General features: G+C 47.5%; 20 protein-coding genes and 1 pseudogene. 2 read left to right on the forward strand and 19 right to left on the reverse strand.

Translation table 11 applies throughout. The features are described 5' to 3' along the window. The 3 genes and pseudogenes from ACJB0T_RS19120 to ACJB0T_RS19130 all read right to left on the reverse strand — a co-directional run. A pseudogene (locus tag ACJB0T_RS19120) lies at positions 1-250 on the reverse strand (aldehyde dehydrogenase EutE); the annotation flags it as partial. 79 nt (positions 251-329) lie between these two features. Then, positions 330-1,394, reverse strand: coding sequence for a butyrate kinase (gene buk, locus ACJB0T_RS19125; protein WP_479290785.1), 1,065 nt, complete (start codon positions 1,392-1,394; stop codon positions 330-332). A gap of 37 nt (positions 1,395-1,431) precedes the next feature. Next, positions 1,432-2,367, reverse strand: coding sequence for a bifunctional enoyl-CoA hydratase/phosphate acetyltransferase (locus ACJB0T_RS19130; RefSeq protein ID WP_479290786.1), 936 nt, complete (start codon positions 2,365-2,367; stop codon positions 1,432-1,434). A gap of 677 nt (positions 2,368-3,044) precedes the next feature. Here ACJB0T_RS19130 and ACJB0T_RS19135 point away from each other — a divergent pair. Then, the gene (locus tag ACJB0T_RS19135; protein ID WP_479290787.1) at positions 3,045-4,565 is read left to right on the forward strand and encodes a diaminopimelate decarboxylase family protein; all 1,521 of its coding nucleotides are present in this window, start codon (positions 3,045-3,047) and stop codon (positions 4,563-4,565) included. A gap of 160 nt (positions 4,566-4,725) precedes the next feature. Here the strand turns inward: ACJB0T_RS19135 and udp are convergent, their stop codons facing one another. The 13 genes from udp to ACJB0T_RS19200 all read right to left on the reverse strand — a co-directional run bounded on the left by udp (position 4,726) and on the right by ACJB0T_RS19200 (position 22,283). Further along, entirely contained in the window at positions 4,726-5,487 is a 762-nt protein-coding gene (gene udp / locus ACJB0T_RS19140) for a uridine phosphorylase (RefSeq protein WP_479290788.1), read from the reverse strand. A gap of 236 nt (positions 5,488-5,723) precedes the next feature. Further along, positions 5,724-8,069 carry a zinc/cadmium/mercury/lead-transporting ATPase gene (locus ACJB0T_RS19145; protein ID WP_479290789.1) on the reverse strand — a complete coding sequence of 782 codons (2,346 nt, stop codon included), beginning with the start codon at positions 8,067-8,069 and terminating at the stop codon, positions 5,724-5,726. A gap of 69 nt (positions 8,070-8,138) precedes the next feature. Beyond that, complete coding sequence (locus ACJB0T_RS19150; RefSeq protein WP_479290790.1) at positions 8,139-9,602, reverse strand: MATE family efflux transporter; 1,464 nt, start codon at positions 9,600-9,602, stop codon at positions 8,139-8,141. A gap of 76 nt (positions 9,603-9,678) precedes the next feature. Next, complete coding sequence (locus tag ACJB0T_RS19155; protein WP_479290791.1) at positions 9,679-10,095, reverse strand: CBS domain-containing protein; 417 nt, start codon at positions 10,093-10,095, stop codon at positions 9,679-9,681. Between the two features lie 530 nt (positions 10,096-10,625). Next, positions 10,626-10,952 (reverse strand): nitrite reductase small subunit NirD, encoded by a 327-nt coding sequence (gene nirD, locus ACJB0T_RS19160; RefSeq protein ID WP_479290792.1) that lies wholly within the window; start codon positions 10,950-10,952, stop codon positions 10,626-10,628. A 2-nt stretch (positions 10,953-10,954) separates the two neighbouring features. Then, on the reverse strand, positions 10,955-13,450 hold the full coding sequence (gene nirB, locus ACJB0T_RS19165; RefSeq protein ID WP_479290793.1) for a nitrite reductase large subunit NirB: 2,496 nt from the start codon (positions 13,448-13,450) through the stop codon (positions 10,955-10,957). 12 nt (positions 13,451-13,462) lie between these two features. Further along, entirely contained in the window at positions 13,463-14,302 is an 840-nt protein-coding gene (locus tag ACJB0T_RS19170; protein WP_479290794.1) for an ABC transporter ATP-binding protein, read from the reverse strand. A 58-nt stretch (positions 14,303-14,360) separates the two neighbouring features. After that, positions 14,361-15,329: an ABC transporter permease gene (locus tag ACJB0T_RS19175; protein WP_479290795.1), complete on the reverse strand. Its 969-nt coding sequence runs from the start codon at positions 15,327-15,329 to the stop codon at positions 14,361-14,363. A 48-nt stretch (positions 15,330-15,377) separates the two neighbouring features. Then, positions 15,378-16,778, reverse strand: coding sequence for a CmpA/NrtA family ABC transporter substrate-binding protein (locus ACJB0T_RS19180; protein ID WP_479290796.1), 1,401 nt, complete (start codon positions 16,776-16,778; stop codon positions 15,378-15,380). A 319-nt stretch (positions 16,779-17,097) separates the two neighbouring features. Next, complete coding sequence (locus ACJB0T_RS19185; protein WP_479290797.1) at positions 17,098-17,670, reverse strand: ANTAR domain-containing response regulator; 573 nt, start codon at positions 17,668-17,670, stop codon at positions 17,098-17,100. Between the two features lie 9 nt (positions 17,671-17,679). Next, positions 17,680-18,660 (reverse strand): glycosyl transferase family protein, encoded by a 981-nt coding sequence (locus ACJB0T_RS19190; protein ID WP_479290798.1) that lies wholly within the window; start codon positions 18,658-18,660, stop codon positions 17,680-17,682. A gap of 96 nt (positions 18,661-18,756) precedes the next feature. After that, on the reverse strand, positions 18,757-19,593 hold the full coding sequence (gene cobA / locus ACJB0T_RS19195; protein WP_479290799.1) for a uroporphyrinogen-III C-methyltransferase: 837 nt from the start codon (positions 19,591-19,593) through the stop codon (positions 18,757-18,759). A gap of 11 nt (positions 19,594-19,604) precedes the next feature. Next, on the reverse strand, positions 19,605-22,283 hold the full coding sequence (locus tag ACJB0T_RS19200) for a nitrate reductase (protein ID WP_479290800.1): 2,679 nt from the start codon (positions 22,281-22,283) through the stop codon (positions 19,605-19,607). A 551-nt stretch (positions 22,284-22,834) separates the two neighbouring features. Here ACJB0T_RS19200 and ACJB0T_RS19205 point away from each other — a divergent pair. Continuing rightward, positions 22,835-23,638: an HAD family hydrolase gene (locus tag ACJB0T_RS19205; protein WP_479290801.1), complete on the forward strand. Its 804-nt coding sequence runs from the start codon at positions 22,835-22,837 to the stop codon at positions 23,636-23,638. A 72-nt stretch (positions 23,639-23,710) separates the two neighbouring features. Here the strand turns inward: ACJB0T_RS19205 and moaE are convergent, their stop codons facing one another. The 3 genes from moaE to moaC are packed head-to-tail and all read right to left on the reverse strand — an operon-like array spanning position 23,711 to position 24,889. After that, entirely contained in the window at positions 23,711-24,166 is a 456-nt protein-coding gene (gene moaE / locus ACJB0T_RS19210) for a molybdopterin synthase catalytic subunit MoaE (RefSeq protein ID WP_479290802.1), read from the reverse strand. A gap of 1 nt (position 24,167) precedes the next feature. Continuing rightward, the gene (gene moaD / locus ACJB0T_RS19215; protein WP_234495478.1) at positions 24,168-24,413 is read right to left on the reverse strand and encodes a molybdopterin synthase sulfur carrier subunit; all 246 of its coding nucleotides are present in this window, start codon (positions 24,411-24,413) and stop codon (positions 24,168-24,170) included. Then, the gene (moaC, locus tag ACJB0T_RS19220) at positions 24,413-24,889 is read right to left on the reverse strand and encodes a cyclic pyranopterin monophosphate synthase MoaC (protein WP_479290803.1); all 477 of its coding nucleotides are present in this window, start codon (positions 24,887-24,889) and stop codon (positions 24,413-24,415) included. Before moaC ends, moaD begins: the two co-directional genes overlap by 1 nt. Positions 24,890-24,892 lie beyond the last annotated feature (3 nt).

The following is a 24,892-nucleotide window of genomic DNA, read 5'->3' on the forward strand; positions in this document are numbered from 1 at the left end:
GAGTCTTAGCAGCAGTTAGCTGGTGCTTAGCGATCTTGTCTTCAACACGACCTAGTTTAGTTTCTTCACGAACCATTTTCGCGAAGTCTTCAGCTTTAGCTAGAACCGCACCACGGATAGCAGTAAGGATAGCTTCACGACCTTCTTTCGTAGACGTCGCGTAAAATTCAACTTGAGCTTTGTGAGTTGCTTCAATTGCAGCTTCAACAGTTTCGAAAACGCCTTGTGCGTTGTTGATATCGAATGACATTATTATTACCTTCTTAAAGTATTCGGTGGCAAGCCACTTAAAAGAGCAGGCTTAAAGCCTGCTCTTAATCTTTATTCTATTAAGCGTAAGTTTGAGCAGCTTCTTCGCCGTTCACTACGCGTAGCGTACCTAGTACTAGTGCTTCTAGCTCAACTTCACCTGGGAACTTAGTTACAGGTGCGATGAACTCAACGCGCTTAGTAATTTCAGCCGTGATGTACTTGCTGTAAGCGATACCACCAGTTAGTAGGATACCGTCAACTTTTTCACCGCCGAATACCGCGCCCATAGCAGCGATCTGCTTAGAAACTTGGTAAGCCATAGCGTCTGTTACTAGTTTAAACTCAGCGTCGCCAGCTTCTGCTTTCTCTTCGATTTCACGCATGTCGATGCTACCTGTGTAGCTGAATGCGCCGCCTTTACCTTGGATGAATGCTTTCATCTCAGCGTGCGTGTACTCACCGCTGAAGCAGATGTCGATTAGCTCGCGAGTTGGTAGGTCACCAGAACGCTCTGGAGTGAATGGACCTTCAGAAACTGCGTCGTTTACGTCAACAGTTTGGCCGCCCATGTGAGCACCTACAGTGATACCGCCGCCCATGTGACAAACGATAACGTTAACGTCTTCGTACTTCTTACCTTGCTCTTCAGCGAATTTACGCGCGATAGCTTTTTGGTTAAGAGCGTGGAAACGACCTTTACGCTTGATAGCTTTGTGACCAGAGAAAGACGCTAGCTCAGATAGCTCGTAAGTTACTGGAGCGTCAGTGAAGAACGCTTCGATACCGTTCTCATCAGCGATTTCTTTACCGATGATGCCTGCAAGGCTAGCTGGGTGCTGGATTTGCGCTTCTAGAAGGTCTGCGATTACTGCATCGTCAACCTTGTAAGTACCGCCAGCGATTGGCTTAAGAACACCACCGCGACAAGCAACAGCGTTTAGCTCAGAAGCTTTAACGCCAGCTTCTTCTAGAGCCGCTAGGATTGCTTCCTTACGGAATGCTTTTTGGTTTGCAACAACTGCACCGAATGGCGCTAGCTCTTCAGCGCTGTGACGTAGAGTTTTCTCGAAAAGTTCAGTTGTACCTTCGAAAAGACCGATTTTTGTAGACGTAGAGCCTGGGTTGATAGCTAGAATTTTCATCACTTATAAACCTAATTTAAGTTATTGCTAGTTATAATTAAGCAGACGCGTCTGCTGCTTCTTTCTGCTGGCTCATAGCCGCTACAGAACATGCAAGCGCGATAGATACTGTCTTCTCTGCTTCACCGTCTGCACGAGAAACAAGAACAACAGGAATACGAGCACCAAGTAGAACACCCGCCATGCTGAAACCAGCCATGTACTGAAGTGCTTTAGCAAATACGTTGCCTACTTCGATGTTTGGAACCATTAGGATGTCTGCGTTACCGGCAACTGGAGACTCATAACCTTTAAGGTTTGCTGCGTACTGAGATACCGCGATATCTAGAGAGATAGGACCAGAAACGATACAACCTTCGATTTCACCGTTTTGGTTCATTTTTTGAAGCTCTGCCGCGTCCATTGTCGCTGGCATCTTGTCGTATGGCTTCTCTTTCGCACATAGGTTAGCAACTTTAGGCTCTTCGATACCTACAGAGTGCGCTAGGCTCACTGCGTTTTTGATGATGCCCGCTTTTTGCTCAAGCGTTGGCATAATGTTCATCGCTGCGTCAGTGAATACGTGGAAGCTTTCGCCGCCTTCTTTAAATAGAACGCCTGCGTGGCTAAGAACGTTACCAGTGCGTAGACCGTGCTCTTTCTTAAGCACTTCTTTTAGTAGAACTGAAGTGTCGATTAGACCCTTCATTAGTAGGTCGCCTTTACCTTCTGCAATAGCAGATACCGCTGCAGTAGCGATTGCTTCTAGACCATCAGCTTCGATAATTTCGAAGTTAGCTAGATCAACGTTCGCTTTTTCTGCTGCTTCGTTGATTAGCGCACGCTCACCAACAAGAATCACATCTGCCATGCCTTCTTGGAATGCGTTGTTTGCTGCGTCTAGCGTCGCATCATCGTGCGCTGCTGCAACAACCATGCGTTGCTTCTTACCGAACTTTTTAGCTTGCTGAATAAAGAAGTCTTTATTGTACATAGGGGCGATACCTTATATTTAAGAAGAGAGCCACTCGCCCTCTTTCTATTATCGATAAACACTTATCTCTAAAACAATCCGTCATTGTGGAGCAATTGAAGCGAATTATTTTTTAGAACCTCGTGAAAGGATGCGGTGAATTTATCGTAGGTATTATCGGAATTAACGTCACTCAGTGTCAGTTTTTTTGACCGATTTACGGTAACAACCATTTGACCATGAATGATTTAGCGCCCCTTATATCACCCTCACCTATGTAAGCAGAGCGCGATCACATTATTGCCGCATTTTAAGTGGGGAATTGATGCGTATTTGACAGAGTACACTCGGTGCAGAGCTAGGTAACACACCAGTTATATCAGGTATGTTACCTACAATTAACTAGGTAACAGCATGTGATTTAGTCAAGGATTCATGACGACTATCTATTCACTAAATAAGCTATGATTAAGAAAATGAACCTGCTCAAAAAGCACTCATTCATCAGATGAATGTAAAATTGGCTTTTGTAAAGTCTTACGCCAACACTAGAGTAAGTTTTTTTGACGCTGAGTGAAGTGCCTCACTTTCCCCTCATATCCTATACTCGACCTCAGCAAATCACGGTGACTCAGGACAACTAAGTTTCTGAATCACAAAGTAGATATCATATTGACTACCATAAGTAAGGGTCGACGATGACAATCCAAAATCGCCTAGAAGAAAGTGTTAAGAACCTTAATTCTGTACTAGAAGAGCAAAAGCAGCTTCTTGCTGAGCACAAAGCGAACCAAAACTACGCTGAGCGCCTACAAAACCTATTAACTCCTACAGATGAGCTAAGCACTAAAGGTGACGACCTATACATCGGTGGCTGCAAAGCAACTGATCTAATCGAGCAATACGGCAGCCCACTATTCGTACTAAGCGAAGACACGCTACGTGGTAACCTACGTCGTGTTAAGAATGCATTCGGTTCAAACTGGCCTAAGCCTGTGAACGTAATGTTCGCTATCAAATCAAACACTAACTACGCAGTTCGTGCTATCTGTAACGAAGAAGGCGTAGGTGGTGACTGTTTCGGTCCTGGTGAAGTTGAAGCAACTTACATCGCAGGTGCTGATCCAAAAACTATCGCTCTTAACGGTACTGTTAAGCCTGAGCTAGCTATCCGTAAAGCTATCGAGTACGGCTACGCGATCCACCTAGATTCTTACGAAGAAATCGAAATCATCGAGCGTATCGCTGCTGAAGTAAATCCAAAAGAAAAAGTACGTATCGCAGTACGTCTGAAGGTTCTTCCAGAAGAGTTCTTCGACAACTTCGAACCAGATGCATACCCATTCCCAGACTTCAAAGGCGCAATGAAGTGGATCAAGTTCGGTCTTCTGAAAGAAGAAGCGAAGAAGATCATCAACCGCGTTCAAGAAATCGATTCATTTGAATTCTACGGTTTCCACACCCACCTAGGCCGCTTCTCTAAAGATCCAGCAGGTTGGGATGCACTATACCGTGAGTACGCTCGCAACGTTATCGAGATCTCTCGTGACTGTGGTGTTCAACCATTCCAAATCGACCTAGGCGGCGGTTGGCCACGTGAGCGTGAGCCAGAAGGTCGTAGCGTTGAAAACCTAATGAACCCGAACACTATCGAAGACTACGCGTCGATCGTATGTAAGGGCATGCTAGAAGAGTTCAACAAAGAAGGCTTCGAGATCCCTCAACTATGGCTAGAACCTGGTCGTTACATCGCAGGTAACATCGGTACGCTACTAACATCTGTATACGTAGTGAAAGATGACCAAGAGATGGACTACACCTACACAATGGTTGACGCGTCTACTTACCTAGCAACGCTAGTTGAGTCTCAAGAGTCTAAGAACCCAGTTCTACCAGCAAACAAGATGACTCAGCCTCTTGTTGAGAAGACAACTGAAATCGCAGGTCCAATCTGTATCCCATCAATCTGGGAAAGCGGCGCACGCATGCCAGCTCTAGAGCCAAAAGACGTTCTAGCTATCATGGATGTGGGTCACTACGCAGAATCTCAAGCGAGCCAGTTCAACTCTCTACCACGTCCTGCAACTGTACTAGTTAAAGACGGTGAAGCTGAACTAATCAAGCGCGCTGAAACTGTGGAAGACGTATTTGCTACGCAAATCCTTCCAGAGCGTTTCAAAAAAGCTAAAGCAGAAATTGAGAAGCAGCGTAAAGCTTAATTCTTAAGTCTTCTGGACGGACAAAAGCCTCTCGATTGAGAGGCTTTTTCGTATTTGTTGGCTAGATAATTACGCCGACAGATAATAGATAAGTTACAAAAAAGCGGAACAGTTTTCTGTTCCGCTTTTCTATAATCTCACTTTCAAACAGTGACTAACGTTAATCAAGTAGTTTGCGCGCCGCTTCTACAACAACGCGAATAGAACGTGTCTCTGCTTGTTTCAGCGTATCGTGATCCGGTGTCTCTTTTTGCGTACGGTTGATAATAACGCCCGCAACACAGCCCGCTCGTAGACCAGAACTTGCACACATTGTTAGTAGTGTGGCTGATTCCATTTCAAAGTTAAGCACGCCCATTTGTTGCCACTCTTCCATAGAACCTTGGAAACGACGTACCACACGACCCGAGAACGTATCGTAGCGCTCTTGGCCTGGGTAGAACGTATCGCTCGATGCTGTCACGCCAGTGTGAACTGTTGAACCTGCTTCAACAGCCGCTTCTTTCATTGCCGTTGCGACATCGAAGTCCGCAACCGCTGGGAACTCCATTGGCGCGAAGTGTAGGCTGGCACCGTCAAGGCGAACAGAGCCTGTAGTCACAATCATATCACCCACATTCACATGTGATTGAATCGCACCTGTGGTACCAACGCGCAAGAAGGTGCGCACGCCAAGTTGTGCGAGCTCTTCTACCGCGATTGATGTTGATGGACCACCGATACCAGTCGAACAAACCACCACTGGCTTACCGTCTAATTTTGCACGGTACACCGTGTATTCACGTTGGCTTGCCAAAAACTCTGGCTCATCCATCAACTCAGCGATCTTCTGAACTCGAGCTGGGTCACCTGGAATAATGGCAAGTGTCGCGCCTTGTAGATCTTCTTTATTTACTCCGAGATGGAAAACAGCTTGGGACATGGGGGACTCCTTTTGTCTCTTGGGTATGGGTTTAAGCTTATAAGATAGCGCCGCCAATAAACGTACACAGATCACATTTACCCAATGCAACAATCACAATATTTCACGTTAAATCGGTTTACATCACATTTTATTGTCGAATTCGCTCTGATATTGCACAAATTCAGTTTTCAGATCACAAAAAAGCCGCTCAGAGACGTTAAGTCCGTGAGCGACTTTCATCATTCTAGTCGAAATTAATCCAACGAGGATTTATGACGAAGCAATCTCAGCGCATTCAAGGTCACAATCGCCGTCGCGCCACTATCAGCTAATACGGCCACCCAAAGCCCAGTTATACCCAGTAAGCTCGTGACAAGAAACACCCCTTTAAGACCAAGCGCCAGAGCCACGTTCTGTTTGATGTTATTAAGCGTAGCACGTGAAAGCTCAATCATCGCAGGTAGCTCGGTTAAACGGTTGTGGGTCAGCGCTGCATCGGCGGTTTCAAGCGCGACATCCGTACCGCCCCCCATCGCAACCCCAATATTGGCCGCTTTCATTGCCGGCGCGTCATTAATACCATCACCCACCATCGCCACTCGATGCTGGCTTGCCAGTTCATTTACGTAACTCACTTTATCCGCGGGTAACAATCGCGCTTTGTAATCCATGCCAAGAGGAGAAGCGATGGATGCGGCGCTGCGTTCATTATCACCGGTCAGCATGATAGTTCGGATACCAAGTTTGGACAGTTTTGCCACTGCCTCTGCGGTATCTGGCCTGACTTCATCTTGCCACGCAATCAGAGCTTGCAGCGTCATCCCCTGCTCGGTTTCACAAAGTGCGACCACGACGGTTTTACCTTGATCCTCAAGTGCTGCAATTTGCTCTAGATCTTGGCTAGAAATTGACACTTCGAGCTTAGAAGGAGCAGAAAGCATCCACTTCACCCCCTCTAACATGCCTTCAACACCTACGCCAACTAGCGCTTTTTGCTCTGAAGCAGGTGCAATTGCGATACCTTTGCTTTCTACATAACGCACTAGCGAAGTCGCAAGTGGATGGTTAGACCCCTGCTCAATCGACGCTGCGGCTGACAGTAGCTCGTCTTCAGACAATGCACCGTTCACTATCACATCCGTCACTTGCGGTTTGCCTAGCGTTAGAGTGCCCGTTTTATCAAACGCCACGGATTCAATATTGCCAAGCTGCTCAAGCGCCGCCCCACCTTTAATGAGTGCACCACGTCTTGTCGCCGCAGCCAATCCAGAAGTAATTGCTGCTGGTGTTGAAATAACGAGTGCACAAGGACAAGCAATCAATAGCAGTGCAAGACCTCGATAAATCCATGTTTCCCACGGCTGAGCAAACAGAAGTGGCGGCGTTACGATAACCAGCATAGACACCAGCATCATAAGCGGGGTATACCAGCGGCTAAATTTATCGAGAAAACGCTCAATCGGTGCTCGACGTGACTCGGCTTCTTCAATAAGGTGCAAGATGCGATCAATCGCATTCTCACCTTGTTTTGAGGTTACTTTTAGGCGCACGATTTTATCAGCCAGCACTGCGCCAGCCATGACCGTGTCACCCACCATGCGCTCAACGGGAACAGATTCACCAGTCAGTGCGCTCTCATCAAAACTGGCATTGGCACTTAGGAGTTCACCATCAGCGGGCATTCTATCGCCAGGCGCGACTTCGATAATATCGCCTGGCTCAAGCAAAGCGGCACTTTTCTTTTGACGGGTGTTGTCAACAATGACCGTGGCTTCTTCTGGTACTAACGACATTAGCGCTTGAACGCCGCTTCTTGCTCGCGAGGCAGCGAACGCTTCAAGGCGCTCACCAATCAAAAACAGCAATAGCACCATTGCGGCTTCTACCGTTTCACCGAGATAAAGCGCACCAATCGCAGCCACACTCATTAGAGTTTCAATGGCAAAAGGCGTACCAGATTTTGCCAGCTTGATGGCTTTGGCACCAATCGGCATTAGGCCGAGGATACAAGTCAGAGTAAATAGCCACTCACTGATAACAGGATAAGCGCCTTTAAAGGCAGCGGCGATAACCATACCTGTGGATATCGCTAGGATATGAGCGTTGTCTTTAAAGGTCTTTTTCCAGCCCGTTAGCTCAACGTCACCGTTGTTACTGACCGCACTGCCATCTAATGCATTGAGGGTAAATCCGGCATCGGCAACAGCGGCTTCGACTTGTGAAAATAGCGAGGCGTCATTGACTCTCACCACCAATTTTTCGGTAGCAAACATCACTTTTGAGTTAACAACACCTTGGATTCGACTGGTTGCGGTTTCCACTTTTCGAGCACAAGCGGGGCAATCCATGCCGGCGACTTTCCAGGACTTTAACAGTCCTACGGATTCGGTTGAGGATTGTTGTTGACTATTGGAGGCAGCGGGCTCTTCAGGTTCCGCGCCGCAGCAACTATCACCGGACTGGCAGCCTTCAGCCGCACTTGCGGTCACAGTTACAGCGATAGTAGAAACTTGAGCGATTGTTGGTGCATCGCAAGCACCACTAACCGGACGAATAGCATTGATTTTTTGCGTACTGCACGCTTTATGTTTGTTACACATGGGACTCTCCTTTTCATATCCTTAACCCCAAGTGTAAACCTTGGAGCTAGCTCCAAGGTCAAGAACAAATTAACCAGAAAGTGTTGGTGATTCGAGTTGCTTGTCGATTTTCGATACTTCTTCAATCATCACAGGGTCATGGGAACAGAAAGGCTGTGAGTTGACGCTAACAATACTTGGATCTTTGGTTTGCGAGCACTCACCCGTTTTATGAAGCTCGGCAATATGAAAACGCAGCACAATATAACCAAGAACACCAAACACAATGTTGCCTACGGCTTGACCATACAAAACCCCCAAAGCGCCAAACCACAGTGAGCCAAAATAGACAAATGGCAAGGTACCGGCGGTCGCTTTTCCCAAATTGAGCGCAGTGGAGTACAGCGGCTTCCCAAGATTGTTAAATGATGTATTGGCAACAAACAGCACGCCATTAAACACGAAGGTGATCGCCACATAAGTAGCGAACGCCGCAACAATATGCGCCGCATCGCCGGTCAATGAAAACACAGCTACTAAAGGATCTTGAACTAGGTAGAGCAACAAGCAAACCACCAGCGTGTAGAACGTAGTAACGATTAACGAGTTCTTTAATGTCTCTTCAACCCTATCAATCCGTGCAGCACCAAAGTTTTGGCCGACAATGGGACCCACCGCCCCCGACAACGCAAAAATAAACGCAAAACACACAGGAATAATACGGCCAATAACCGCAAAACCAGCCACATAATCTTCACCATATTGAGCGATAGCCGTGGTAACAATAGCATTACCAATTGGCGTCGCGGTGTTAGTCACTATCGCAGGTAAAGCAATAGCAAGCATGACCTTGGTATCGCGTTTCACGGAATCAAAGGTTGGTCTAGAAAGCAGCTGATGTACTTTGATGAGCGGTACAAATGAAAAATAGAATACGGCGAATCGAGCGACGACAGAAGCCGCCGCGGCGCCTTCTACGTTCCAATTAAAACCAAAGATAAATAACGGGTCGAGAATAGCATTAACAATACCACCCGCGAGCGTTGCCCACATCGAACGCTTGGCATCACCTGCGGCACGAAGCCCGGCACCACTCGCCATCCCAAGGGCAATGAGTGGCGTACTAGGTAGCATAATCCACAAATAGGCTTCAGCACGCTCATGTGCACGCCCTTCCGCCCCGATGGCTGTAAGAAGCTCCGGTATATACGCGCACATCAGCGCGGTCACCAGGGCACTAATCACGAAGGAGATCACCAAGACACTACTGCCGATCTCTCGCGCATAACTGATGTTCTTCGCACCAATGGCTTTGGACATCAAGGCGCCCATAGCAATGGATGTACCGATACTTACCGACGTAGCAAAGAAAGTGAGGGTGCCCGCAAAGCCCACCGCTGCGGCGAGCTCTGCCTGTCCGAGCATACTGATAAACAGCATGTCGAGTAAGTCGACGACAAAAATTGCCATGATGCCCACTGTCGATGTTCCAGACATCACCAAAATGTGGCGCATCGTTGACCCTTCAACAAACTTGGCAGACTGTTCAGCCATTGAATTCCCTTTCTGCTTACAAACGCTCTACAAACAACAAAGGGCGCCGCAGCGCCCGTTTCGAAAAATACCTAGTCTATACTGGATGTTTGAAACATTCTTCAATCGTTTTACCAATAGCACGCAGTACATCACGACGGGTGATCACACCGACCAAACGGCCGTTATCGATAACCGGGTACATCTTCGGCTTACCCACTTTCATCATATCAGCCAGTTCGATGATGGAGGTGTGTGGTGCAACGGACAATACCTCACGGTACATACAGTCACCTACAGTATGCGTATCCTGACAGTGATAGCTCACTTTCACTAGCTTCTCGAGCAAGTCTTGCTCAGAGATAAAACCAATCACTTGTTCTTTGTCATTAATGACTGGGCCACCTAGATGAGTCGATTGCATCACTTTGTCGAGTGCTGCACTGAGCGACATGTCTTCCGTGAACGTGACCGTTCTTTGCGTCATATAATCTTTTACTTTTAGCGACTCCATAGCACTCTCCTTACATCCCGATATCCAAACCTTGTACGTTCATTATGGTGCAATCCGTCACAAGGTAGAAATGGGACTTATCGATACTATCGATAGTGAATTCCTATCACAGCGGAAACTCCTTGATTCCACTGCATTGATATTTCTAAGCGTAAGACGGTTTTTTCGATTTTGCCTATCTTATCGATAAGAATTTTGTAACAATCGCATCAATTAGGTTTTCAATTACTGACTCCAAGATGCTCAAAAAGCTGCTTCAATCCCTATCCGATGCTATCGAATTTCGTTCACGAATTTGGGTAGTTCATATCTCAGAATCTTTTCTCAAAGACCAATCATTCGTGGTTAACGAGGATCAGTTTTCAAGTCCATTATCTTGGATGAAAAGCAAGGGTTACAATGAGAGTATGTTGGAGAAAGTTGAGTTGATGAAGCCGTCCCAAATAGTAGTAGTGGAACTAGGTGGCGCGACTCACCAACTCATGAGGGTTAAATAGCGCCACCGTTTTTGGCACTATTTAGCTAAACGTTTAAGCAGACATCACCCAAACTTCTTCACCACGTATTTCAACAAGCCATGTTTTGACTGAGACGTCAGGGTCTTCGATACACTCACCAGAGGTTAAATCGAAGTGCTGCTTGTATAGTGGAGAGGCGACACAATCGCGTCCACCAATGTCGCCCACTATCCCGCGACTTAGCACAAATGCCTCACCGATTGGGTCCCAGTTGTCAATGGCGTACACGGCTTTTTCAGTCTCTGGTAGATAAAATAGCGCAAGTTGGCTTTCCCCTACCAATGCTCCACGCCCTTGATATGGCGTCAAATCGGCAACATCACAAATCTTATTCCACATGATTAATCCTCCAACTGCGGGTCAACGATGGTGACAGGGATTTTCTGACCTCGAACGCGCTGATAGCCAAGGTCGGTACTTTGTTGGTCACTGTTAATAAATGGCATAAACTTGGCGCGTTTCTCTTCCGATTCAACCGCTGTTTTCCATTCACATTGATAGGTGTCGACAATGTGCTGCATCTGTTTTTCAAGCTGTGAATTGATACCTAGTGAATCTTCGATGACCACTTGCTTGAGGTAATCCAACCCACCTTCTAGATTTTCCATCCAAACTGAAGTTCGCTGTAATCGCTCTCCGGTTTTCACATAGAACATCAACACACGGTCAATCAGATCAACTAGCTCTTCTGTTGTTAGGTCAGAAGCTAATAGATCGGCATGGCGTGGACGCATACCACCATTGCCACATACGTACAAGTTCCAGCCATTTTCGGTGGCGATCACACCAATATCTTTACTTTGTGCCTCGGCACATTCTCGTGTACATCCCGAAACAGCGAACTTGATTTTATGTGGAGCGCGCAGTCCCTTGTAACGATTCTCTAGATCGATCGCTAGACCAACGGAGTCATCGACACCGTATCGACACCAAGTCGAACCGACACACGATTTGACGGTTCGCAGTGATTTACCATAAGCATGTCCGGTTTCAAAGCCCGCTGAAATTAATGTATCCCAGATCTCCGGAAGCTGCTCTACTTGAGCACCGAATAAGTCGACTCGTTGACCGCCAGTGATCTTGGTGTAGAGATCGAACTTCTTCGCAACTTCGCCAAGCACAATCAATTTTTCCGGGGTAATTTCGCCACCAGGAACCCGAGGTACAACAGAATAAGAGCCGTCTTTTTGTAGGTTAGCAAGGAAAAGGTCATTGGAGTCTTGCAGACCACGATGCGAATCCTCTAACACGTGTTCATTCCAAAGTGAGGCAAATATCGACGCTGCTGTAGGCTTACAGATGTCACACCCTTTGCCCTTACCGTGCTTTTCAATCAGTTCATCAAAACTCTTAATAGCGTCAACTTGGCAGATATGAAACAGCTCTTGTCTTGAAAACTCGAAGTGTTCGCAAAGGTGGTTGTTGACCTCTTGCCCCATGGCGACGAGCTCTTCATCTAGGACGCTCTTGACCATGTTGGCACAGCCACCACAACCGGTACCTGCTTTGGTTTCATCTTTCAATGTCGCAAGATCGTGAGCCCCAGCATGAATGGCTTCAACCAGATCACCACGTGTCACATTGTGACAAGAACAGATCATGGTCGATGCGCTTGCACCGCCAGAGAGTGAGCTAGTATCAAACAGCAGCTCAGCTGGATGTTCTGGCAAGACTTTTTCATTCAGATACGCTTGCAACAACAAATCGTAGTCGGAGGTATCACCGACAAGAATTGCACCGATAAGCTTGCTGCTGGATTCGTCGACAATCAGTTTTTTGTAAGTGCCTTGAGCCGTATCCTGCAGCACCATTTCTTTGGCACCAGGGGTCTGCATTTGCGCGTCACCGATAGAAGCCACATCAACACCGAGCAGCTTGAGCTTAGTACTCATATCTGCGCCTTCAAACGTCGCTACCTTGCCCATAAGCTGGTCTGCAACGGCTCTTGCCATTGCGTAACCAGGGGCAACCAGTCCAAAGATTCGATTTTGCCATAGCGCACACTCACCAATGGCATAGATAGCATCATCGCTAGTTTGACAGTTATCGTTAATCACGATGCCACCACGCTCGCCGATCTCTAAGCCAGCGGTTCTTGCTAGCGCATCTTGCGGGCGAATACCTGCTGAGAACACAACTACATCCACATCCAACGGCTCTGCATCTTTGAACACCATACGGTGATAGGCGGTTTCGCCGTCGCAGATTTTATCTGTACCCGTAGAGGTGTGAACCGTGAGCCCGAGATCTTCGATCTTATCTTTCAAAAGACCACCGGCGCCATCATCAAGCTGCACTGGCATTAGACGTGGCGCAAACTCGATAACATGAGTTTCTAAACCAAGAAGTTTAAGAGCGTTGGCCGCCTCAAGACCTAATAGACCACCACCAATGACCGCGCCTGTCTTAGCACCTTCACACGCTTTGCGAATCGCGGAGAGGTCGTCCAACGTGCGATAAACGAACACATTGTCTCGGTCTTTACCTTCAATTGGCGGTACAAATGGATACGAGCCAGTGGCTAATACCAAATGGTCATAACCGAGAATATCTTCGCCGTCGAGGGTGATGCGTTTTGCTTGCTTGTCGATGTCTGTCACTCGGCTACCAAGTACAAGTTCAACGCCATATTTCTTGTACCACTCTTCATCACCTAGCATCAGTGAATCATGAGAATTGCCAGCGAACAGAGATGAAAGTTGTACACGGTCATAGGCAGCATAGCGCTCTTCGCCAATCACCGTAATTCGATAATTTAAATGTCCTTGTTGGCTAATGAGATGAGCAATAAAGTGATGCCCAACCATGCCGTTTCCAACTACGACTAGATGCTCCATATCTGCTGCTCCCTATGCGCTTTTCTTCGCGTCTTTCTGTTTGCTGATGTCGACCGATCCCGACAGCTCGTTTTTCGCCTGTTTCTCATAAAGGAAGGTCAATACGGCTTGGCGGTATTTTTGATACTGAGGGTTGTCCGCCATTGCCACGCGGTTACGCGGGCGTTCTAGATTAATTTCCAACACCTCGCCGATGGTCGCTGCTGGTCCATTGGTCATCATGACAATCTTGTCGGATAACAGTACGGCCTCGTCCACGTCATGGGTGATCATAATTACTGTGTTGTTTAGCTCAGCTTGAATTGCCATTAGGGCATCTTGGAGCTTTGCACGCGTTAATGCATCCAAAGCACCAAACGGTTCGTCCATGAGCAGTACTTTCGGCTTTAGTGCTAGTGCGCGAGCAATGCCCACGCGCTGCTTCATACCACCAGAGATTTCATCCGGTTTTTTATCAGCCGCATGTTCCATTTCTACAAGATCAAGATAATGATGAACTTGCTCTTTCACCCAGGCTTTGTCTTTGCCCTTCGCGACCTGCTTAACGGCAAGCTCAATGTTCTCGTATACCGTTAGCCATGGCAGCAGCGAGTGGTTTTGGAACACAACTGCCCGCTCAGGTCCTGGGCCATCAACTTCACGTCCATCAACGATAACACCACCATCAGTTGGGAAGTGAAGCCCAGCTACCAAGTTCAGCACAGTAGACTTACCACAGCCAGAGTGACCAATCAGAGAGATAAACTCGCCTTTTTGTATCTGTAGATTGACGTTTTTAAGTGCCACAAACTCCCCTTGTGGCGTAGGGAACCGCATTCCAAGCTGGGTCAGGTCAAGTAAAGGTTTCGACATCAGTAACTTCCTTATTCCATTTGTCTAGGTATCATTCGTTAGATCGGTGATTACCTGATTAGCGGAGCGATTGTTGTTTATTCCAAGAAAAGTGTTTTTGTAGTAGCAACATGCCACGGTCAAGCAACAGTCCAATTAGGCCGATAGCAAATACCGCGACCATGATTCGACCTAGCGATGCTGAGCTGCCGTTCTGGAACTCATCCCAAACAAACTTACCGAGACCTGGGTTCTGCGCCAGCATTTCTGCCGCAATCAATACCATCCATGCGATACCGAGTGATAAGCGAAGACCGGTAAAGATCATTGGGATCGCTGACGGTAAAACGATAGTGCGAATGTGTTGCCACCAAGAGAGCTTAAGCACCTTACTTACGTTAAGAAGATCCTTGTCTACACTCGTGACACCCACCGCGGTATTAATCAAGGTTGGCCACAAGCTACACAACGCAACGGTAATCAGTGAGTTGACAAATGACTTAGCAAACAGTGGGTCATCACTGACATAAGTCGCACTCACCGCCATGGTCACGATAGGCAGCCATGCCAATGGAGATACCGGTTTAAGCAATTGAATAATTGGGTTAAATGCCTGATAAACACCTTGATTTAAGCCAAGAACAATGCCCAGTGGAATCGCGATGACCGAAGCGACGATGAAACCACCTGCCACCGTAATCAATGACGTACCAATCTGGTCAAAGAAAGTGGGTTTACCCGTGTATGGGCGGATCTTCACTTTCGCATCTGGGTTTTTCGCCAGTTTGGCTGCGTTGCGTTTTTCCTGACGCTCAACAAAGGCTTCCGCTTTCTCGCGCTCCTCTACATGCTCCACAGCTAGGTTTTTAAATTGTTCAAACGTTTGAACTGGACCTGGAAGGGTACCCAGTGACGTTTCAACCTGTCTCGCTGCCAAATGCCACATCATTAGGAAACAAAGAATCCCGATGAGGGGGAACAGCAGCACTCGGCTGCGGTTCACCACCATTTCACGGCTTGGCTTCAGTGATATTACGTTCGTTGCCATCGCCTTTACTCCTTAGCTATTACTGCAATCATTCCGTTGACTTAATGCTTAAACCTTGTCTTTGCCTTTCAGACCAATTGAGAATTTCTCAAGGTAAGCGTTAGGTTTAGTGCCGTCGTAGACAATGTTGTCGATAAAGTGTTTCTGAGGGGCACGGAAGCCATCTTCAGATTTAAAATCAGGGAAGTCTTTTGAAGTCAGAGCGCCATCTTCTACCAAGGCTTCAGCTGCTTGTTGATAGATGTCAGGACGGTATACTTCCTTCGCGACGTTCATATACCACTCATCATCTTGTGAATCAGCAATCTGACCCCAACGACGCATCTGAGTTAGGTACCAAATCGCATCACTGTAGTATGGGTATGTCGCGTTGTGGCGGAAGAACACGTTAAAGTCAGGCACATCACGCTTATCGCCTTTCTCGTATTCGAACGTACCTGTCATGCTATTAGCGATAACTTCAGCATCAGCGCCTACGTAAGCACTCTTCGCAAGGATCTTCACTGCCTCTTCACGGTTTGCGTTGTTGTTTTCATCCAGCCAATGCGCTGCACGAATAAGCGCTTTTACAACACGGATATGAGTATTTGGGTTTTCTTCAGCCCAAGACTTAGATACACCAAACACCTTCTCTGGGTTGTTTTTCCAAATCTCGTAGTCGGTCACGACTGGCACGCCAATACCTTTAAATACCGCTTGTTGGTTCCATGGTTCGCCCACGCAGTAGCCTTCGATCGTGCCCGCTTCCATGGTTGCTGGCATTTGAGGTGGTGGCGTCACGCTAAGCAGTACATCAGCATCAACTTGGCCGCTGTTGTCACCTGATTTTGGTGCGTAAAAACCCGGGTGAATGCCGCCAGCTGCGAGCCAGTAGCGCAGCTCATAGTTGTGCGTAGATACTGGGAACACCATACCCATATTGAACGGCTTACCTTCATCTAGGTAACCCTCAACCACAGGCTTTAGCGCATCGGCTTTGATTGGGTGAACCGGTTTTCCATCCGCTTGCATCTCAAGGTACGGCTTCATTGCTGACCAAGTTTTATTAGAAACCGTAATCGCATTACCGTTTAAGTCCATGCTAAATGCTGTAATGACTTCCGCTTTAGTACCGACACCTATAGTCGCACCTAGCGGCTGACCTGCTAGCATGTGTGCGCCATCAAGTTCACCGTCAATCACACGGTCTAGCAGTACCTTCCAGTTCGCTTGTGCTTCTAGCGTCACGTAAAGACCTTCGTCCTCGAAGAAGCCTTTCTCGTAAGCCACTGCAAGCGGAGCCATATCGGTTAACTTAATAAAGCCAAACTTCAGTTCTTCGATTTCTGGCTCGCCCAATTCAGCCCATGCTGATGTGCCAACAAGTAGCGTTGCTGTCGCTATTGTTGCGGTGCTGACGCGATGAAACGTCTTACCGATCTGAGTTCCTAGTTGAGTCCATTTCTTCATAACACTCTCTCCGTGTGATGCTTAAAATTTTTTTTCAAAAAAAAAGGCGTTACCGCTATCAATAAGCAATAAAGCCTATGTATAAGCAGTAACGCCGTCGCCAACCTTCACTTCACCGCCGTTGATGATTTCAGGAGCTGCCCACTAAGGGGCGGGGGTATTGTGTTTGATATTAGTCTTTCAATATGCGTGCCAAAATGTATTTATCTATATTTATCAGCACATTAGCTAAATCCAGCTACTTTATCAGTTAAATTTTGCTTCGCTAGTGTGCACGGTGCACCAATTGAATGAATCATCACTAACCCCAAAGTAGTAGCTAAAGACTGATGGACTCTAGGGTGTGGATGAGGTTCTTAGAGACTTGAGCAAGCGATAAGCTCGACTGCATCGACGATTTTCGAAGTGCCGCGAAGGCGGTCTGCTCATCGAGATGATGATGCTTCATCAGCAAACCTTTGGCTTTTTCGATAAGCTTTCGCTCTTCTAGCTTTAGGTTAAGCGCTTCAAGTTTCTGATCGTCTTGAATCGATTTCTCACGTACTTGTCTTGCATGAACTACCCAAGCACTGAGTTCAAACTGCGAATCATGAGGCAACAATACGTAATCATTACCAACCGGTAAGCGATTGATATCATTCTTATTTAGTTGTTTTAGGATAACAAGAAGGGGGCGCTGTCTCTGCTTTGCAGCATCCATAATAAGCGAGAGTTCAGCACAAGGTTGCTGCCACGAAATAACCAGCGTGGCAGTGGGTTCTTTTTCAAGCATGGACTCCAGCTGGGAGAGCTGGCAGCCCATGATTTTGTCGAAGTCTTTGGCAAGCCTTGCGCTAATATGCGCCTGTTCTGCGATAGAGTCGCAACAAACTAAGACGGGTGTTTTTGGCATACGATTTTCCTAACATAGTGTTCCTTCACTCGTTAGACCATCGCAATATGTGTGCCAAAGTGTTGTTGCTTTTGATTCTGCGCTGTCCCAGTCACCAGAAAGTGTAAATAGCGCTATCGTCAGCGTACTGATGATGGTGTTCGCCATTATGTCTTGCTCATCTTCACCGGTTCCTAGTGGACAAGGAATCGCGGGCTGAGTGGTCATCGTCTCTTCTACGTAGTGAGAATTCACCTTACCGTCTTCCGCCCACCAGATGGTTTGGCTTACCTTAGGGTTGTATTCCGTCTCACCAGATTGGCCTTTAAACGATACCGTTCGCTGGGTTTGTTTTGACTTTGAGTGAACCAAAGATTCAACCTTAGCATGTAGCTCTTGAAAACCGGGATGGAAACTACCGCGCAGCGCAAACGGTGCATTTGCTGGGTTGAGAGCCCTTGCAACGGTATTGATCGGCGTTCTGAGACCGTAGCGATGCTTCCAATCGAGCATCACTTTGACCTGAGGAAAAAAGTGTTCAAGGGGAAGATAAGCGATGTTAAGCTGCTCTAGCAATGTTTTCGCTTCATCCAAGTTGGATGCGGTATTGATATTAAGATGACCAAGAAAATCACGGGCATGCAGACGATTGTGCATCTTGTCTAAGTCACCATGCAGCAATATCTTCACCCCACTGTCTGCCAGAATTTTGGCTGCAACTAGATGCCACGGTAAGCCCGAGGTTTGTCCTGTCCGTTTGCCCGCATAAAGCGGCCAATCAAGGTCGGCAAACTGCTCTTGGCTGCTCTTTAGAGCTTGCACGAAACCCGCGATCTCTTCTGGCGTTTCATCGCGGACACGGATGAGCATCATCAGCATGGCCATTTGATCATCGCCAACCTCACCCGCCAGATAGGCTTGCATCACTTCTCTGGCTTGAGTTTGAGTGAGTGGACCTCGTCCTCTAGAACCGCGACCCACGGTTCGTATACATTCTTGAATTAACGACACATCCTCTCCTACTTCTTGTGTCTGACCGCTCCTATGCGCTGCTTGTAGCGACTATGCTCTGCTTATAATGACTATGCTCCGTTTATAATAACAAGGCTAAGCAACGGCATACTCCTGCGCCACGTCGAGAAGCTCCTGACGAATCGATACTACTTCACCGATGATCATCAATGCAGGGCTTAAGCCGCGAAGCTGGTCAGCTATCTGATTTAACTGTGATAATTCGAAAGTATATACTTCCTGCTCGGGGCTACAACCTTTACCAATAATCGCTACCGGCGTATTTGGGCTTAGGCCTGAGCCTAGCAACCCTGTGTGTATCTCTCGGCTTTTTTCGAGCCCCATATAGCACACTAAGGTCTGCCCTTGAGCAATAAGCGACGACCACGCAGGGAGCGCACCAGAGACCACATTTCCTGTGACTAAGGTGACGCTTCGTGCTACTTTTCGGTGGGTGAGCGGTATCAAGGCACTAGAAGAGCAGCCAAGCGCTGCGGTAATACCGGGAATGACTTCAAAAGCGATGTTGGCCGATTTCAGCGCCAGCGCTTCCTCACCTCCACGACCAAATACAAACGGATCGCCCCCTTTTAATCGCACGGCACGATAGCCTTTTTGACCGCAGTCTTTGAGGATCTCATTAATCGACGCTTGATTGAGACTTGGCATCCCGCAACGTTTACCTACATAGAAGCGAAGTGTCGATGCTGGGATAAGATCCAATATCGACTGACTGACTAAGCGGTCATAAATCACAATATCCGCGCTTTGAATTCGCTTGTGCGCGGCCATGGTCAATAGGTCAGGGTCACCCGGTCCTGCCCCAACAATAGACACAAACCCTTTGCCACCCTTGCGCGGCAGTTCATCAATAAACCCTACATCTTGCTGTTGATGAGGACGGTATGCGTGCTCATTCCTTTGAGTGTTCATCCTACGTCTCCTTACTTCACAACGACATTAATTTGTTCTGACTGTTGGTGATGCTGATTCACCAACTTCTCTACTTCTGGCAGGCACGAACCACAGTTACTTCCGCATTTAAGCTGCCCTTGCAACTGCGCTACGGTGGTGTGGTTTTGCGTTTGTATCGCATCAACAATCTGCTTTTCTGTGACTCTAAAACAGCTGCACACGAGCTTACTCGCCGCTTCGGTCTGAATCGCTTTCAGGGTATTAGAAAGCGAAAACGGCTGACCGATGAGCTGAGTGATTTGCTCCACATCAGCGTCAAACGCCTTGTTCTCTACTTGAACAAAGCTTTTCACCGTGAGAGCCGCGTCATTAGCACAGCTCAGCGTTACCCACCCATGCTGTGTATCCATCACAAGGAGCTTGCCATTTAACGCAGCGTCCGTCGCCTGAGTCCATGTTTGCTTACTCAACACGGATTTAGAAGCGTAGCGCCAAAGATTGCGGCTTTGACCCTCACCTTCAGTAATCTGCATCGAAGAAAAGTCCGCGATACCACCCAGCTTGTCAGCATTCTCGCCAATCGCGACGAAGTAGCTACCGATGGCAAAGGGTTCGACCTCAACGAACGAGGATTTGAATGCCGGCTGGCCTGAGAATGGGTCGACCACAGACTCTGTGACATGGTTGACGCCGCTACCTGCGCCAAACTCTCCCGCCCAGTGCATTGAGAGATAAACACTATGTAATCCTAGACCGTCGTCTTCTTTGACACGAGCCACAATCTCAGCACGGCTTTCTGGAGCAACAAGTCTAGCCAATTGCCCAGTTTCGAGCGCTGCGCGTTCTATCGAAAGCGGGTTTAGATATACCGTTGGCTCTGTTTCTTTTTGCGTCAGAGCAGGCACGAAGCCGGTACGTGTCATGGTATGCCACTGGTCTCTATCACGGCCTGTATTGAGCACAAACTGATGATGGCCTCGAGGAGCTTGGCTCAATGAGCCTGCTGGAACAATAAGATTCGCGCGTCCATTTAGCGTGGCAAATTGTCCATCTGAGAACGGACGCTGACCATCGAGCGGCCATTGCTTTGGCTGCCATTGGGCGTAGTCGGCTGCCGACAGTTCACTCAGTTCGCTTAGATCAAACAATTGTGGGCTGTCACTATTGATTGAGGAGAGCTCAACATGCTCTTTGAAAATGTCATATTCACTCTGGTAGGTAAATCCATCCTCTACCTTCATGAGCTCACACAGTGCTTGGCCGACTTTAGACACCGCCCACCAATCGGGCTTGCTTTCACCGCGCAGTGGTAAGAAGGCTCGTTGCCGTGACATCATGCGCTCAGAGTTGGTGACCATACCTTGTTTCTCGCCCCAACCTGCTGCTGGCAAGATGATATCTGCATACTGAGCAATATCCGAATCAACACAGATATCTGAGACAATCACAAGCTCACATTTCTTGAGAGCGCGCTTAATTTTGTGGCTTTGTGGGAGTGACACTACAGGATTGGTTGCCATGATCCAAACCGCTTTCACCTCGCCTTTTTCAATGGCATCAAACAAGTCCACCGCCTTTAAGCCTGGTTTTGTCGCCATATTGGGCGCACGCCAAATCGCTTTTACTTCGTCGATGGATGCTTGGTCAAACCCTCTGTGAACCGCGAGTTGGTTCGCTAAGCCGCCAACTTCACGCCCTCCCATGGCGTTCGGCTGCCCGGTTATTGAAAACGGTCCACAACCTTCTCTTCCAATCTTACCGGTTAGCAGGTGTGCGTTGATGATAACGTTACCCTTGTCCGTCCCATTCTCCGCTTGGTTAACACCCTGACAATAAAGGGTGATGACTCTCTTTTTAGTGGCGAACCAATGATAAAACTGCTTCAGACGTGTTTTATCTACTCGAGTTTTCTCCGCGACTGACTCCAACGAACATGTCGCTTGCTTAGCAGCGTCAATCAAGGCTTCACTTCCTTGGGTATGTTCTGCGATATAGTCGTTATCAAAAGCGCCAGTATCCAAACAGTACCTTGCTAGCCCCATAAATAGGTCCACATCACTGTCAGACTCCAAAGGCAGGTGAAGGTCTGCTTGTTCAGCACTCATGGTTTTTCTCGGATCAATCACCACCAGCTTAAGGTTTGGATTCGATTCACGAGCCTGCTGGATACGACGAAATACAATAGGGTGCGTCCACGCCGCGTTTGAACCCACTAGCACAATCATCTCGGCAAGTTCGAGGTCTGCATAATTTACCGGAACCACATCTTCTCCAAACGCTCTGACATGCGAGGCCACTGCCGAAGACATACATAGCCTTGAGTTGGTATCGATGTTTGCTGTACCTACGTAGCCCTTCATAAGTTTGTTCGCGACATAGTAGTCTTCAGTCAATAACTGTCCCGAAACGTACATAGACAGAGCGTCAGCACCATGCTGCTGACGAATATCGTGAAATCGTGTCGCAATCGCGTCAATCGCTTCCTGCCACGATGTTTGTTTGCCATTGATCTTTGGATACAGAAGCCGTGCGGGTCCGGTGTGGCTATCATCGAGCGATGAGCCTTTCACACACAAGGCTCCCATGTTTGCTGGATGAGTAAGATCCCCTTTGGTCGAAGCATCTTTTGGATTGCTGACACATTTTGCGACGAGGCCACAACCGACACCACAATATGGACATGTTGTATTGACACTTCTCGACTTCATAACGTCTCCTTTCGCCTGACTATATCAACAAAAAAAGGCGCCTCTCCTTGCTAAAAGAAGAGGCGCCTTTGCCATTGACGAGTTAGTTTTTTTGTTCACTTCAGTGCTGCAATCGCCGTTTGACTGCCCACTGAGATTTTCGTAAACAAGTAAATGCAAATTTGAGTCCAACTCATAGAAGTCTTACTTATCATAAGCTTACTTAAATCCAGATTTTAAGAATCCCCGTTATTGCGCTTTTGTATGCACTAAAACGGTGCATGCTATTCCGCTAATTCTCACATACTAGACACCCATTACATTGAGCTTTCCGATTGCACACCTAAACTAAGAATCATGATGAACGTGTGGGCGACCAATCCACAGATCTCTAATTGGGCCGGTACTTATGATGAAACCACTGGGCCGAGCATACTGCGCACTTTCGAAACTTCAAATACACACAGTCAAAATGTAAGAATAATGAATAAGGAACCGTAATTTACTGCCTGCTACTTTGAATTTGAGTATACTCGTTTCCTTGTTTATTCAAACACCATACATAGCGACCTATGACCGACACTATTAAGTTCATCGCCACCGATATGGATGGCACATTACTCGATGAAAACAGCAATCTGCCACCTGCATTCCCAGAGTTTTTCCAACGACTCAAAAACGAAAACATTCTATTCGCAGCCGCTTCTGGTCGTCAGTACTACAGCCTGTACGATACCTTTAAAGGTTATCAAGACGAGATGCTTTTCATCGCGGAAAACGGTACGCTGGTGATGCATCAGGGCAAGGAGCTTTATAGCTGTACACTAGATAGCGATTCCGTGCCATCTATCATCAATACAGCGCGTCGCATTAACGATACGTTCATCGTTTTGTGTGGTAAGAAAAGCGCTTATATCGAGACCCAAAACCCTACCGCACTCGAAGAAATCAATAAGTATTACCACCGCTGCGAGTACGTTGAGGATCTGCTTACCGTTGAAGATGAATTCATCAAGATCGCGGTCCTTAATTTCAATGGTTCGGCGGACTATATCGAACCAACAATTAGGCCTGCATTTGGTGATGATTTCCAAGTTGTGGTGAGCGCGAAAATTTGGCTCGATGTGATGAATAAAGTTGCTTCAAAAGGCGCTGCGATACGACACCTGCAGCAAACGATGGGGTTCACCTATGAACAAACCATGAGTTTTGGTGACTACTTCAACGACGCAGAAATGCTTAAAGAAAGCTACTACTCATACGCGATGGACAATGCTCACCCGGGCGTCAAAGAACTTGCTCGATTCTCTGCGCCAAGTAATACCGAGTTTGGTGTAATCAGTGCAGTGTACGACTTTTTAGACAAGAACCCGTAGGGTTCTAACAGCGAAATCTAAATGAAAAAGGGGCTCTAACTTATTAGGCCCCTTTGTAGTATTGCTGCGACGTTACTTCTGCCAGCGCTCTGCCGCCTGCGCATCAGAGTCACGCGATTCCACCCAGCGAGTTGATTCTGTCGTGCGCTCTTTCTTCCAGAATGGTGCCTTGGTTTTCAGGTAGTCCATGATGAACTCACACGCCTCAAAAGCACTGCCGCGGTGCGCACTTGAGACACCAACAAACACAATTTGGTCGCCAGCATCAAGGTCGCCAACGCGGTGGATAACGTGAATACCGTTTAGCATCCAACGTGATTCTGCTTCATCACAGATCTTTTCCAAAGAGCGCTCTGTCATTCCTGGATAGTGCTCGAGTGACATGCCAACGACGTTATCGCCTAGGTTCATGTCGCGCACTTTGCCCGTGAAAGTTACAATAGCGCCTGAAGCTGTGCCCTGCGCCAATGCCTCATACTCATCACCGACAGAGAAATTTTCACGTTGAACAGATACTCGAATGGTCATATTAGCCCCCAGTAACCGGAGGGAAGAAAGCGACTTCATCGCCGTCTTTCACAGCGGAATCGAGAGGCATGATATCTTGGTTGACGGCAGCAAGCAGCTTGCCTGGCTCAAGAGCCAGATCCCACTTACCTTCTTGTGTCGCCAAGTGAGCACGAATGTCTTCAACCGTAGCAAAGTCCATGTCTAGATCGACACTGTCTACGCCCACCAGCTCTCGAGTTTGTGCAAAGAAGAGTACTTTAATCATTATTCGACCTTAAAATGTCCTGACTTACCGCCAGTTTTTTCCAACAATCGAACGCTGTCGATGACCATGTCTTTTTGTACCGCTTTACACATGTCGTAAATCGTCAGAGCGGCAACAGATGCTGCGGTTAGTGCTTCCATCTCAACACCTGTCTTACCCGCGAGTTTACAGACTGATTCGATACGCACTTTGTTCTCATCTTCGAGCGCTTCAAGTTGGACTTCAACTTTAGATAGTAACAACGGGTGACACAGTGGGATCAAATCCCATGTTTTCTTCGCCGCTTGAATGCCAGCAATACGCGCCGTCGCAAATACATCACCTTTGTGATGATTACCAGAGGTGATCATTTTCAGCGTCTCTGGTGCCATATGGACAAAAGCTTCCGCTCGCGCTTCTCGAACGGTCTCTGCTTTTGCCGAGACGTCGACCATGTTGGCCTCGCCCGATGCGTTAATATGAGTAAATTCCGACATGGT

The sequence above is a fragment of the Vibrio sp. CB1-5 genome (assembly GCF_059412285.1).

Bases quoted from the DNA above. Each gene is read 5' to 3' on its own strand.
- buk (WP_479290785.1), bottom strand. From the start codon at position 1,394: ATGAAAATTCTAGCTATCAACCCAGGCTCTACGTCTACAAAAATCGGT.
- ACJB0T_RS19130 (WP_479290786.1), bottom strand. From the start codon at position 2,367: ATGTACAATAAAGACTTCTTTATTCAGCAAGCTAAAAAGTTCGGTAAG.
- ACJB0T_RS19135 (WP_479290787.1), top strand. From the start codon at position 3,045: ATGACAATCCAAAATCGCCTAGAAGAAAGTGTTAAGAACCTTAATTCT.
- udp (WP_479290788.1), bottom strand. From the start codon at position 5,487: ATGTCCCAAGCTGTTTTCCATCTCGGAGTAAATAAAGAAGATCTACAA.
- ACJB0T_RS19145 (WP_479290789.1), bottom strand. From the start codon at position 8,069: ATGTGTAACAAACATAAAGCGTGCAGTACGCAAAAAATCAATGCTATT.
- ACJB0T_RS19150 (WP_479290790.1), bottom strand. From the start codon at position 9,602: ATGGCTGAACAGTCTGCCAAGTTTGTTGAAGGGTCAACGATGCGCCAC.
- ACJB0T_RS19155 (WP_479290791.1), bottom strand. From the start codon at position 10,095: ATGGAGTCGCTAAAAGTAAAAGATTATATGACGCAAAGAACGGTCACG.
- nirD (WP_479290792.1), bottom strand. From the start codon at position 10,952: ATGTGGAATAAGATTTGTGATGTTGCCGATTTGACGCCATATCAAGGG.
- nirB (WP_479290793.1), bottom strand. From the start codon at position 13,450: ATGGAGCATCTAGTCGTAGTTGGAAACGGCATGGTTGGGCATCACTTT.
- ACJB0T_RS19170 (WP_479290794.1), bottom strand. From the start codon at position 14,302: ATGTCGAAACCTTTACTTGACCTGACCCAGCTTGGAATGCGGTTCCCT.
- ACJB0T_RS19175 (WP_479290795.1), bottom strand. From the start codon at position 15,329: ATGGCAACGAACGTAATATCACTGAAGCCAAGCCGTGAAATGGTGGTG.
- ACJB0T_RS19180 (WP_479290796.1), bottom strand. From the start codon at position 16,778: ATGAAGAAATGGACTCAACTAGGAACTCAGATCGGTAAGACGTTTCAT.
- ACJB0T_RS19185 (WP_479290797.1), bottom strand. From the start codon at position 17,670: ATGCCAAAAACACCCGTCTTAGTTTGTTGCGACTCTATCGCAGAACAG.
- cobA (WP_479290799.1), bottom strand. From the start codon at position 19,593: ATGAACACTCAAAGGAATGAGCACGCATACCGTCCTCATCAACAGCAA.
- ACJB0T_RS19200 (WP_479290800.1), bottom strand. From the start codon at position 22,283: ATGAAGTCGAGAAGTGTCAATACAACATGTCCATATTGTGGTGTCGGT.
- ACJB0T_RS19205 (WP_479290801.1), top strand. From the start codon at position 22,835: ATGACCGACACTATTAAGTTCATCGCCACCGATATGGATGGCACATTA.
- moaE (WP_479290802.1), bottom strand. From the start codon at position 24,166: ATGACCATTCGAGTATCTGTTCAACGTGAAAATTTCTCTGTCGGTGAT.
- moaD (WP_234495478.1), bottom strand. From the start codon at position 24,413: ATGATTAAAGTACTCTTCTTTGCACAAACTCGAGAGCTGGTGGGCGTA.
- moaC (WP_479290803.1), bottom strand. From the start codon at position 24,889: ATGTCGGAATTTACTCATATTAACGCATCGGGCGAGGCCAACATGGTC.